The organism is Streptomyces sp. NBC_00102 (genome assembly GCF_026343115.1).
Lineage (GTDB): Bacteria > Actinomycetota > Actinomycetes > Streptomycetales > Streptomycetaceae > Streptomyces.
The window spans coordinates 2571795-2583588 of sequence record NZ_JAPEMC010000001.1; the positions used below are offsets into that span (position 1 = coordinate 2571795).

Annotated in this window: 11 protein-coding genes; 3 read left to right on the plus strand and 8 right to left on the minus strand. The window is 73.4% G+C overall.

The annotated features are described in order from the left end of the window. Nucleotides 1-8 precede the first annotated feature (8 nt). Genes OHA55_RS11370 through OHA55_RS11405 form a run of 8 tightly spaced genes read right to left on the minus strand, consistent with a single transcriptional unit; the run spans nucleotide 9 to nucleotide 7183 of the window. Nucleotides 9-2009: an NADH-quinone oxidoreductase subunit L gene (locus tag OHA55_RS11370; RefSeq protein WP_266705338.1), complete on the minus strand. Its 2001-nt coding sequence runs from the start codon at nucleotides 2007-2009 to the stop codon at nucleotides 9-11. Beyond that, on the minus strand, nucleotides 2006-2443 hold the full coding sequence (gene nuoK, locus OHA55_RS11375; protein WP_266705340.1) for an NADH-quinone oxidoreductase subunit NuoK: 438 nt from the start codon (nucleotides 2441-2443) through the stop codon (nucleotides 2006-2008). Before nuoK ends, OHA55_RS11370 begins: the two co-directional genes overlap by 4 nt. Beyond that, nucleotides 2443-3225 carry an NADH-quinone oxidoreductase subunit J gene (locus tag OHA55_RS11380; RefSeq protein ID WP_266705342.1) on the minus strand — a complete coding sequence of 261 codons (783 nt, stop codon included), beginning with the start codon at nucleotides 3223-3225 and terminating at the stop codon, nucleotides 2443-2445. The genes nuoK and OHA55_RS11380 overlap by 1 nt, the downstream gene beginning before the upstream one ends. Next, nucleotides 3222-3860 (minus strand): NADH-quinone oxidoreductase subunit I, encoded by a 639-nt coding sequence (locus tag OHA55_RS11385; RefSeq protein WP_266705344.1) that lies wholly within the window; start codon nucleotides 3858-3860, stop codon nucleotides 3222-3224. The genes OHA55_RS11380 and OHA55_RS11385 overlap by 4 nt, the downstream gene beginning before the upstream one ends. Further along, nucleotides 3860-4828, minus strand: a complete 969-nt coding sequence (locus OHA55_RS11390) for a complex I subunit 1 family protein (RefSeq protein ID WP_266705346.1) — start codon at nucleotides 4826-4828, stop codon at nucleotides 3860-3862. Before OHA55_RS11390 ends, OHA55_RS11385 begins: the two co-directional genes overlap by 1 nt. Further along, the gene (locus OHA55_RS11395) at nucleotides 4825-6090 is read right to left on the minus strand and encodes an NADH-quinone oxidoreductase subunit C (RefSeq protein ID WP_266710560.1); all 1266 of its coding nucleotides are present in this window, start codon (nucleotides 6088-6090) and stop codon (nucleotides 4825-4827) included. The genes OHA55_RS11390 and OHA55_RS11395 overlap by 4 nt, the downstream gene beginning before the upstream one ends. 35 nt (nucleotides 6091-6125) lie before the next feature. Further along, nucleotides 6126-6791 carry an NADH-quinone oxidoreductase subunit B gene (locus tag OHA55_RS11400; RefSeq protein WP_266705348.1) on the minus strand — a complete coding sequence of 222 codons (666 nt, stop codon included), beginning with the start codon at nucleotides 6789-6791 and terminating at the stop codon, nucleotides 6126-6128. Further along, nucleotides 6782-7183: an NADH-quinone oxidoreductase subunit A gene (locus tag OHA55_RS11405; RefSeq protein WP_266710562.1), complete on the minus strand. Its 402-nt coding sequence runs from the start codon at nucleotides 7181-7183 to the stop codon at nucleotides 6782-6784. Before OHA55_RS11405 ends, OHA55_RS11400 begins: the two co-directional genes overlap by 10 nt. A 309-nt stretch (nucleotides 7184-7492) precedes the next feature. Here OHA55_RS11405 and OHA55_RS11410 point away from each other — a divergent pair, with 309 nt between their 5' ends. The 3 genes from OHA55_RS11410 to OHA55_RS11420 all read left to right on the plus strand — a co-directional run bounded on the left by OHA55_RS11410 (nucleotide 7493) and on the right by OHA55_RS11420 (nucleotide 11406). Further along, on the plus strand, nucleotides 7493-8686 hold the full coding sequence (locus OHA55_RS11410; protein ID WP_266705350.1) for a sensor histidine kinase: 1194 nt from the start codon (nucleotides 7493-7495) through the stop codon (nucleotides 8684-8686). Nucleotides 8687-8978: 292 nt separating this feature from the next. Next, complete coding sequence (locus tag OHA55_RS11415; protein WP_266705352.1) at nucleotides 8979-10391, plus strand: sensor histidine kinase; 1413 nt, start codon at nucleotides 8979-8981, stop codon at nucleotides 10389-10391. A 169-nt stretch (nucleotides 10392-10560) separates the two neighbouring features. Further along, complete coding sequence (locus OHA55_RS11420) at nucleotides 10561-11406, plus strand: aminoglycoside phosphotransferase (protein ID WP_266705354.1); 846 nt, start codon at nucleotides 10561-10563, stop codon at nucleotides 11404-11406. The last annotated feature ends 388 nt before the right edge of the window (nucleotides 11407-11794 follow it).

An 11794-nucleotide genomic window follows, 5' to 3' on the forward strand; every position in this document is an offset into this window, starting at 1 on the left:
ATCACGGTTCACGCCCCGGCGTTGACGTTGGCATAGACGACGACGGCGATCGTCAGGACGAGTGACCCGGCGAGCAGGGCGGAGACGTAGGTCTGCGCGTTGCCGGTCTGGGCGCGGCGGACGGCGGTGCCGAGCAGTCGTGCGCCGGCGCCCGCGCCGCGTACGTACGTGTCGACGACCTCGCGGTCCAGGAAGCGGACGAGGCCGGCGGCTGCCAGTACGGGCCGTACGAAGAGCCGTGAGTACAGGGCGTCCAGGTGGAAGCCTGCGGCGGCCGGGCCGTGCAGGGGGCCGAGCAGCAGGCGTCCCGGGTCGGCCGGGTCGGCGGCGTCCGCGATGTCGCCGTAGACGGCGGCGTGGGCGCTGATGGCCTCGGCCTCCACCAGGGCGGGTTCCGCCCGCGGGTGCGCGGTGACGGCTCCGAGCGGCTGGGTCAGGGCGTGCGCGGTGGTGTGGCGCCACGCGGCGTAGGTGACGAGTCCGCCGACGAGTCCGACGCCCGTGGAGAGGACGGCGGTGGTCAGGGTCGGGGTGAGCCGGTGTCCGTCGAACCAGTCGCCGATCACCCCGACGGTCAGGCCGAAGCCGAGGGTGGGGACGGCCAGCACCCAGAGGACGGAGGTCATCGCGACGGGCTGCCTGCCGTGGTCCGCCACCTCGGGGCCGCGGCCCTTGAAGGTGAGCAGCCAGAGTCGGGTGGCGTACGCGGCGGTGAGCACGGCGGCCAGCAGGCCGGCGACGAGGATCGTCCATCCCGCGGCGGCCGGGGCGACGTGGCGGTCGCCGAGTGCGGTGTGCTCGGCGGCGACGAGGACGGCTTCCTTGGAGAAGAAGCCGGCGAACGGCGGGATGGCGGCCAGCGCCAGCAGGGCGACGGTCATCGTCCAGTAGGCGTCGGGGATGCGCTTGGTGAGCCCGCCCATGCGGGACATGGCGGCGAGCGAGTTGGTGCCGGTGGCGTGGATGACGACACCGGCGGCCAGGAAGAGGACGGCCTTGAAGGCACCGTGCGACAGGAGGTGGAAGACGGCGGCGCCCCGGTCGCCGACGGCCAGCGCCCCGGCCATGTAGCCGAGCTGACCGAGGGTGGAGTAGGCGAGGACGCGTTTGATGTCGTCCTGGGCGAGCGCGGCCAGACCGGAGCCGACCATCGTGACGGCGGCCATCACGGAGAGGACGACGAGGGCTGCGCCGGAGGCGGCGAAGACGGGCAGCAGACGGGCCACGAAGTAGATCCCGGCGGCCACCATCGTCGCGGCGTGGATGAGTGCGGAGACGGGCGTCGGGCCGGCCATCGCGTCGGGCAGCCAGGTGTGCAGCGGGAACTGCGCGGACTTGCCCGCCACCCCGGCGAGCAGCAGCAGCGCGATGAGCGTGGGGTGGTCGAGTCCGCCGTTCGCGACCGCGCCGAGGATGCCGGTGATGCGGAAGGTGCCGGTGTCGGCGGCGAGCGCGAAGAGGCCGATCAGGAACGGCACGTCGCCGAGCTTGGTGACCAGGAACGCCTTGAGGGAGGCGGCGCGCGCCTCGGGCGTCTCCCAGTAGTGGCCGACGAGGAAGTACGAGCAGATGCCCATGATCTCCCAGCCGACCAGGAGCACCATCAGGTCGCCGGAGTAGACGACGAGCAGCATCGCGGAGGTGAAGAGGGAGACCAGCGCCGCGTAGGAGGGGTAGCGGGGGTCGTCCCGGAGGTAGGCGAGCGAGTAGACCTGCACGCAGGTCGCGACGAGCCCGACGAGGACGGCGACGAGGGCGGCGAAGCCGTCCAGGTGGAGCGCGAGGTCGATCGGTACGGAACCGGTGGGCGTCAGCCGGGTGGCGGCGTCGATGGCCCGGCCGCCGCCCTGGTCGGCGGCGACGACCACCGCGAGCACGGCCGCGGCGAGCACCGGGAGGACGGCGAGCGGCCGGACGAACCCGGGCGCGGTACGGCCGAGCAGCAGTCCCGCGACGGCCCCGAGGAAGGGCAGCAGGGGGACGAGGACGGCAAGGGTCGTGGTGGTCACGTGGTGGCCTCTGTCTTCCGTGCCTTCCCCGACGGGACGGTGGCCGGTTCATCGGGGTTACTGCTGGTGCTCGGGTCGGCTGCTCCGCCGTCGCCGGTCCACTCGTCGGGGAGGGCCTCGGCGGCGTCGGTCTCGGCGGTGTCGCGGAGCCGGTCGACGTCGGAGGAGCCGCGGTTGCGGTACACGGCGAGCACGATCGCGAGGCCGATGCCGATCTCGGCGGCGGCGATGGCGATGGTGAAGAGGGTGAGGGCCTGGCCGGCGTGGAGCGAGTCGCGGAGCCAGACGTCGAAGGCGACCAGGTTGAGGTTGACGGCGTTGAGCATCAGCTCGACGGACATCAGGACCAGGATCGCGTTGCGGCGGGCGAGTACGCCGTAGACGCCGACGCAGAAGAGGAGGACGGCGAGCACGGCGGGATAGGCGAGGTGCATCAGCTCTTCCCTTCTTCCGGGGCGGCGGGACCGGCGGGACCGGCGGAGGGCTCGCTGCCGGACGGGGCACCGGGGCTGCCACCGGGCTCGCTGCCGGCGCGGGTGCGGCCGGCGGCGGTGGCGGGTCCGGCAGTAGTGGCGGCGGTGCGCGTACCGGAGCCGCCGGGGGGACGGGCACCGGGCGTGCGGCGGTCGGGTGTGCGGCGGGTCCCCGGGAGGGCCGCTCGGGTCTCGGGGTCGCGGCGGGAGAGCACGATCGCTCCCACCAGGGCGGCGAGCAGCAGCACCGAGAGCGCCTCGAAGGGCAGCACCCAGTGCCGGAAGAGGAAGGAGCCGGTGACGGCGGTGGAGCCCTGGACGGGTCCGTCCAGGTCGATCCACGTGGTGCGGAAAGCGTCCACGACGACCCAGACGAGGGCCGCCGCCGAGGCGACGGCCACGCCGAGCGCGACCCGGCGGTTCTCCGAGTCGGCGTCCGGCGACCGGCCGATGGGGGCGCGGGTGAGCATCAGGCCGAAGAGGAGGAGGACCACGACCGAGCCGACGTAGATCAGCACCTGGACCCAGGCGATGAACTCCGCCGTGAGCAGGAGGTACTCCACCGCGAGCCCGCCGAGCGTGACGACGAGCCAGAGGGCGGCGTGCACCAGCTGACGGGTCGTGACGGTGACGAGGGCCGCGCCGAGGGTGACGAGTCCGACCAGGACGAACGCGATCTCGATGCCGGACGGGGAGAGGAAGCCGGGGTGGGCCGCCGCGCTCACGGCGAGTGCGGGCATCATGCCTGGCCCTCCTCGTCCTGCGGCTTCTCCGCCGGTGCGGTCTGCGATGCCTGGGCTGCCTGTCCGGCCTGCGCCGACTGTTCCGCCTGCGCCGACTGTTCGGCCTGGGCGCGCTGGGCTTCGAGCTTCTCCGCGCTCTTGCGGGCGGCGGCGATCTCCTTCGGCTCCTCGGCGCCCGGGTCGAGCGCGGGCGGCTCCGGCACGGTCCACATCCAGTCGCGGAGCTTGTCCCGCTCGTGGGTGAGGTCGCGGATGTCCGTCTCGGCGTACTCGAACTCCGGCGACCAGAAGAGGGCGTCGAAGGGGCAGACCTCGATGCAGATCCCGCAGTACATGCAGAGGGAGAAGTCGATGGCGAAGCGGTCGAGGACGTTGCGGGAGCGTTCCCGCCCGCCGGGGGCGGCGGGCGGGCTCGTCTCCTTGTGGGAGTCGATGTAGATGCACCAGTCCGGGCATTCGCGTGCGCAGAGCATGCAGACCGTGCAGTTCTCCTCGAACAGCCCGATGACACCGCGGGAGCGCGGCGGGAGTTCGGGCTGCGCGTCCGGGTACTGCGCGGTGACCGTGCGCCTGGTCATGGTCCGCAGGGTGACGGCGAGGCCCTTGGCCAGGCCGGAGCCGGGGATCGGAGGCACTAGTTGATCGCCACCTTCACGATGCCGGTGAGCGCGATCTGCGCGAGGGCGAGCGGGATGAGCGTGGTCCAGGCGAGCTTCTGGAGCTGGTCCTCGCGCAGGCGCGGGAAGGTGACCCGCAGCCAGATGACGACGAACGCGAGGATCACCGTCTTCAGCAGGGTCCAGAGCCAGCCGAGGCTGTCCCCGCCGAACGGGCTGTGCCAGCCGCCGAGGAAGAGCACCGTGGTCAGGCCGCACAGGACGACGATCCCGGCGTACTCGGCGAGCAGGAAGAGCGCGAAGCGGAGCCCGGTGTACTCGGTGTACGCGCCGAAGATGATCTCCGAGTCGGCCACCGGCATGTCGAAGGGCGGCCGCTGGAGTTCGGCGAGCCCGGCGACGAAGAAGATCAGGCCACCGATGATCTGCCAGGGCACCCACCACCACTCGAAGGCGTCGAGGATGCCGGGCAGCGACACCGTCCCGGCGGCCATCGCCACGGAGGCGGCGGCGAGCAGCATCGGCAGTTCGTACGCGAGGAGCTGCGCGGCGGTACGGAGCCCGCCGAGCAGGGAGAACTTGTTGGCGGAGGCCCACCCGGCCATCAGCGAGCCCAGGACACCGATCCCCATGACCGCGAGCACGAAGAAGATCCCCGCGTCGACGGTCCGGCCGACCGCGCCCTCCCCGGACCCGACCGGGATGACGAGCACCACCAGGAGGTACGGCAGCAGGGCGACGGCGGGCGCGAGCTGGAAGATGCGGCGGTCGGCGTCGGCCGGGACCACGTCCTCCTTCTGCGCGAACTTGACCCCGTCCGCGACGAGCTGCGCCCAGCCGTGGAACCCGCCCGCGTACATGGGGCCGAGGCGGCCCTGCATGTGCGCCATCACCTTGTGCTCGGTCTGTCCGACGACGAGCGGGAAGACCAGGAAGACGACGAAGACGATGACGAGCCGGAGGGCGACGTCGAGTACGTCGTTCACGCGGTATCGCCTCCGGAGGAACGGTGGTCGGGGTCTTCGGGCACGTCGGGGCTTTCGGGTTCTGCGGGGTGCGCGGGTTCTGCGGGCTGATCGGGTTCTGCGGGGTGCGCAGGGGCTGCGGGCTGCTCGGGGGCTGCCTCGGCTTCGGGCTTCGCCCCGGGCTCGGGCTTGGCCTCCGGCTCGGGCTTCGCCTCCGGCTCGGGCTTCGCCTCCGGCTCGGGCCTCGCCTCGGCCTCCGGTTTCGCCTCCGCCGTCCCGTCGTCGAACGCCGGCCGGGCGTGGTGCCACGGGGCGTCCGCGCTGCCCGTCGTCCGGGGGGCCGGGTCCTTCGCGGGGGTCGCCGTACCGTCCGGGGCGGCGCCCTCCGTGCGCTGGCTGGCGGAGCCGGCCGAGACGCTGCGGGACCTGCGGGCGGGGCGGGCGGGCGGGGCGGCCTCGGTCGGCGCCGCCACGTCCGGGGCGGCGTCCGGGGCCGTACTCGGGGCCGTGCTCGGGGCCGCTTCGGCAGCCGGGCCGGCCGGGGGCGCGGCAGCGGGGCGCTGCCCGGCCGAGCCCTCGGTGACGCTCCGGGCCCGGCGTACGGGTCGCTCGCCCGCGGCCGCACCGGCACCCGCGGCCGCACCGGCACCCGCGGCCGCACCGGCGCGGGCGCCACGTGCCGGGCGGGCCGGGGCGGGCGGCAGCTGGCCCTTGAGCGGGCCCCACTCGTTCGGGTCGGGTACGCCCGGCGGGAGCATGGTGCGGCGCTTGGGCCCGCCGTGCTCGGACTCGCCGGGCTCCTTGGCGCCGGGCCACGCCTTGGCGACCCGGGCGGCGAGGACGAAGTCCTTGCGCAGCGGGTGGCCCTCGAAGCCCTCGGGCAGCAGTAGCGGCACCAGGTGGGGGTGGCCCTCGAAGCGGATGCCGAACATCTCGTGGGTCTCGCGCTCGTGCCAGGCGGCGCCCGCGTAGACGCCGATCGCGCTGGGCAGCACGGCCGCCGCGTGCGGGACGGTCGTACGGACCAGGAGGCGGCGGACCGTACCGGTGGAGAGCGCGGCCACGTGGGCGCCGACCTGGAAGCCGGTGCCGGGTTCGTCGACCGCGCTCAGCCAGTCGAAGTAGGTGCAGCCGAGCCGGTCGCGCGCGGTCTCCAGGGCGGCGGTCCAGGTGTCGGCGGGTACGTCCACGGTGAGCAGGTCGTACGCGTGGGCGGCGGTCGCCCACTCGCCGAAGAGCCCGGTGACGGTCTCGGCGACGGCCGCCGCGTCGGCGTCGAGCAGCTGGTCGTACAGGCTCGCGGGGTTCTCGGGAGCGTTCACCGTGACTCCCCCGGCTCGGTGGGGGCGACGGGTGCGGCGACGAGTCCGCTGCGCAGCGCGGCGGTCGAGGGCCGGGTAGCCGGGTCCGTGGCGTAACGCTCCGCCAGCGACTCGCGGGCGATCCGGTCCTGGAGCTTGAGGATGCCCTGGAGCAGCGCCTCGGGCCGGGGCGGGCAGCCGGGGACGTACACGTCGACGGGGATGATCTGGTCGACGCCCTTGGTGACGGAGTACGAGTCCCAGTACGGGCCGCCGCAGTTGGAGCAGGCGCCGAAGGAGATCACGTACTTCGGCTCGGGCATCTGCTCGTACAGGCGCTTCACGGCCGGGGCCATCTTGTCCGTGACCGTGCCGGAGACGACCATCAGGTCGGCCTGGCGGGGGCCCGGGGCGAAGGGGATCACGCCGAGCCGCATGAAGTCGTGACGGGACATCGAGGCGGCGATGAACTCGATGGCGCAGCAGGCCAGGCCGAAGTTGAAGACCCAGAGGCTGTAGCGGCGGCCCCAGTTCAGGACCACCTTCATCGGTTCGGGCGCCAGGCGGGACAGCACGCCGAGCCGTTTGGGCTCGGGCAGCGGGACCGGCCCGGGGCCGGCCACCGTTTCCTGCGTTCCGGCTGCGGGCTGCGGCTCGGGGGTCGGCCGGCTCGTCACGCCCATGTGAGGACGCCCTTCTTCCATGCGTAGAGCAGTCCCACGGCGAGGAAGCCGAGGAAGACGAACATTTCCACCAGGGTGGTCGCGCCGAAGCCGGGCGCGGCGAACACGGTCGCCCAGGGGAAGAGGAAGACCGAGTCGACGGCGAAGATCACGTAGAGGAAGGCGTAGACGTAGTACCGCACCTGTGTGTGCGCCCAGCCCTCCCCGACGGGGTCGACTCCGCACTCGTAGGTGAGGAGTTTCTCGGGCGTCGGTACCACGGGCCTGAGCAGGCGTCCCGCCCCGAAGGCGGCGGCGACGAAGAGCACGCCGACGACGGCGAGCAGTCCGACGACCGAGTAGCTGTGGAAGTAATCCGACGCGAGAACGGTCGGCTCCGGCAGTTCCGGCACGTCCGCCACGTCCGTTCCTCGCTCCCTCGAACCGTTCGACGATCTGTACGCACGGGAGTCTAGGCCCTGTTAAAGAGACGGTAAGCAGCCGCGTCCCGGGCGGATGCGGCCGGGGACGGACGAAGGGGCGCGGGCGAGGGCCCTGGGCGGGGGTGGGGGAAGGGCCCGGGCAGGGCGTGGGGCGAAAGGCCGGGGCAGGGGCTGGGGCAGGGCGTGGGGCGAAGGGCCGGGGGGGTGGGGTTATCCCCACTTCTTCGCACCCACGAGCCCCATGGCGTGCGCGGGGGTCGGACCGGCAGGCTTGGGCGCATGACGACGAGCCCCTCCGAGAGCCCCTCCGCGCCGGAAGACCCCCGGCCACCCCGACTGCGCCCGGCCCTCGACGTGTGGACGTGGAAGGAGATCGCCCATCTGCTGGCGAACCTCCCGGCCACCCTCGTCGGCTTCGTGTACGCGGTGGTGCTGGTCAGCGTCGGTGCCGGACTGTCCGTCACGGTGGTCGGACTGCCGCTGCTCGCCCTCGGCATCCAGGGCGCGCGCGGACTCGGCAGGTTCGAGCGCGCCCGGGCCCGGGTCCTGCTCGGGGTGCATGTGGAGGAGCCGGGCGCGATCGCCCGGACCCGCCGCGAGAAGGGGTTCTTCGCCTGGCTCTGGTCGGGTCTCGGCGACCCGGTGGGCTGGCGGACGCTGCTGTATTCGTTCATCCGACTGCCGTGGGGCGTGGTGACGTTCGCCGTGACGCTGGTGGGGTTCTTCACCTTCTGGCCCGTACTCCCCTATGTCACGCGGGCGCTGACCAACGTGGACCGCGCGCTCGTACGCACCCTGCTGGCCCCCTCCGACGAGCTGGAGCGGCGGATCGCCGAACTGGAGTCGGACCGGGGTGTGGTGGTGGACACGGCCGCCGCTGACCTGCGCCGGATCGAACGCGATCTGCACGACGGCGCACAGGCCCGGCTGGTGGCGCTCGCCATGGACCTCGGGCTGGCGAAGGAGAAGCTCACCGACGATCCGGAGGCGGCGGCCCGCATGGTCGACGAGGCGCACGGCGAGGTGAAGGTCGCCCTCCAGGAGCTCCGCGATCTCGCCCGGGGAATCCATCCGGCCGTCCTCACCGACCGGGGCCTGGACGCGGCCCTCTCCTCGATCGCCTCGCGCTGCACCGTGCCCGTGACGGTCGGCGTCGATCTGCCGGGCCGGCCGGCCCAGGCGATCGAGGGCATCGCGTACTTCACCGTCTCCGAGCTGCTCCAGAACGTCAGCAAGCACAGCCGGGCGCGCTCGGCCTCCGTGGACGTGTGGCGGACGGGCGACCGGCTGATGCTCCAGGTCCGCGACGACGGGAAGGGCGGGGCGCGCACGGAGGGCGGCACCGGCCTGGCCGGTCTCGCGGAGCGGCTGGGCGCGGTGGACGGTCTGCTGCTCGTGGAGTCGCCCGAGGGCGGCCCCACCTCGGTGACCGCCGAGCTGCCCTGGCGCGACGGCGCGGCCGGACCGGGCTGAGCCGGAGCAGGCACGTACGGGGTACGGGAAGAGGGCCGGGGCGCGTGCGCTCCGGCCCTCCGCCGTGCGCCGGGCGCGCACGCCGGGGTGGGGGTAACCCCCCACCGGATACGGAGACCGCCCTCATGGTGCGGAGCGCCCGTACGGAAGAGGCTGGAGTCATCGGCCGGCAACCGCGCACGGCCGTAACCGCGGCCCGTGGAAACGGCCCGTGCGGGACGACGCGCGAAGAACGGCATACGGAGCACGGCCCGCGACGGGCCCCACCGGAGAACGGAAACGGACGGCAGCGATGGCCACGGCATACGGATCGGACGCACGGGACCGGCAGGGTGGCGGCTCCACCGGCTCCTGGGACCGCCCCGACGAGAAGCACTTCTTCCCGGCGGTGCTCCGCGCGCCGGTCGAGGGGCGGACCTGGCGGGAGCTGCTGTACCTCCTGCTGAGCCTGCCGGTCAGCATCGTGCTCTTCACCCTCGTGGTCACCACGGTCTCGCTGAGCGCCGGCCTGATGGTCACCTTCCTCGGCATCCCGGTCCTCGCCGCCGGCCTGGCCGTGTGCCGGGGGTTCGGCGCCTTGGAGCGCCTGCGCGCCCGCGCCCTGCTGGGGCTCGACGTGGCTGCTCCCGAGCCCGTACGGGGCAGGACCGGCGGGGTGTTCTCGTGGGCCGGAGCGGCGCTCCGCAACGGCGCCTCCTGGCGCCACCTGCTCTACGGCTTCCTGCACTTCCCGTGGGCGGTCTTCGCGTTCACCGTCTCGGTGACGGTCGTGACGACCGCGTGGAGCATGTTCACGTACCCGCTGTGGGCCTGGGTCTTCCCGGCGTACGTCGGGACCGACGGCCTCCAGCTGTACGGGGACGCCACGCACCGCGTCTACCTGGACTCGTCCTTCGAGCTGACCGCGACCTGCGCCGTGGGCCTGGTCCTGGTGCTGGTCTCGCCGTGGATCGTCCGGGGGCTGGCCTCGGTGGACCGGGTGATGGTCGCCGGACTGCTCGGCCCGTCCCGGCTGGACTCCCGCGTGGTGGAGCTGGAGTCGGACCGGGGTGTGGTCGTGGACGCGGCGGCGGCCGACCTCCGCCGGATCGAACGCGATCTGCACGACGGCGCCCAGGCCCGGCTCGCCGCGCTCGCGATGGAGCTCGGGCTCGCGAAGGACCGGCTCGCCGAGGACCCCGAGGCGGCGGCCCGGCTGATCGACGGGGCGCACGGCGAGGTGAAGGTCGCCCTCCAGGAACTCCGCGACCTCGCCCGGGACATCCACCCCGCCGTCCTCACCGACCGGGGCCTGGACGCGGCGCTCTCCTCCGTCGCCTCCCGCTGCGCGGTCCCGGTCTCCGTGGACGTGGAGCTGCCGCAGCGCCCGGCGCGGGCGATCGAGAACCTCGCGTACGTCACCGTCTCCGAGCTGCTCCGCAACGTCACCCGGCACGCCGGTGCCACCCGGGCCTCGGTCACGGTGCGCCCGACGTCGGACCGGCGGAACCGTGACGACCGCAAGGACGGGCATCACCCGCAGGGCCGCCCGGACCACCTGGTGATCCGGGTCGACGACGACGGGCGGGGCGGCGCGGACCCAACGGCGGGCGGTGGTCTGGCCGGACTCGCGGAGCGGCTGCGTGCCGTGGACGGCAGCCTGACGGTGGACTCCCCGGCGGGCGGCCCGACGACGGTGACGGCGCGGCTCCCCTGGCGGGACTGAGCGGGAGGCGGGACCGGGAGCCACCGGGAGCGCCCTTGTGCGCGGGCGGGACTTCCCCCGAAAGAGGGACCCGGCGCGGCACCGAAGGCCCACCGGGAGCACGCCGAAGGTCTGCCGGACCGCGAAAACGAGGTGCGCGGGGCGGAGTGGTGTCGGCAGGATGCCCGACGTGACCGAGCAGCCGAACGACCCCGTCCCGCCCCGCACCGTCCTCGACGCCTTCCGGGTGACGGGTACGCCGGTCCGCCTGGCCGGCGGGCAGGGGCTGAGCGTCCGCGTCGGCGGGTACGTGTTCAAGCCCGCCGAAGGGACGGAGGCCGAGGTCTCATGGGCCGCCTCGCTCTTCGAGACGGTGGCGTCCGGTCGCGGTTTCCGTGTCCCCCGCCCGCTCCGGACCGCCGACGGCCGGTGCCTGGTGGACGGCTGGACCGCCCACGAGTTCCTGGCCGGCGAGCCCGGTCCCCGGGGCCGCTGGTCCGAGGTGCTGAGCGCGGGCCGGGCCTTCCACGCCGCACTGCGGGACTGCCCCCGGCCCGGCTTCCTCGGCAGCCACACCCACCCCTGGGCCGTGGCCGACCGGGTGGCGTGGGGCGAACAGGACGTGGAGGTGGCCGCCGGCCTCGCCGCCCCTTTCTCGGCCCTGCTGGAGCTGAGGCGCCCGGTACGGCAGGACACGGCGCAGCTCGTCCACGGCGACCTCACCGGCAATGTGCTCTTCGCCCCCGGCCGGGCACCCGTGGTGATCGACTTCTCTCCGTACTGGCGGCCCCCGCTGTTCGCCGAGGCCGTGGTGGTCGCGGACGGGCTGCTGTGGTTCGGCCTTACGTCCGGTCGGCCGCCGGCCGTCAGCGACCACCGGGACTGGCAGCAGATGCTGATCCGCGCGCTGATCTTCCGACTCGTCGCGGAGAGCGAGAACGCGGGGCCGGACGCCCCGGCACGGCCCGGGGAGGCCGAGCGGTACACCGGGGCCATCGAGTCGGTGGTCCGGGAGCTCGGGGCAGGCCGGGGGTGAACCGCGTACCGCCTCCCTTTTCCCGGACCCGTATCCCCACATGATCAGAATTCCGCTTTCCCCATCCCCCGATCTACTGACCTTCCCATCCACCGATCGTCCGACCTTCCGATTCGCCGACCTTCCGATCTGCCGATCCTCCGATTCGCCGATCTGCCGATCCTCCGATTCGCCCGATCTGCCGATCCACCGACGAACGGCACCGAATCCACCGAAAGCAACGAAAGTGCCGAAGGTCGCGCACCACGAAAGGCGGAACCGGACGAAAGGTGGCCCATACATGATCACCGCCGCCGGCGCCGGGCGCGGGAAACAATGCACCGCCCCTCCCTCACCCGTCCGCCGCGCCACCGGCCGCTCCCTTTCCCACCAGCCTTTTCTCACCCGT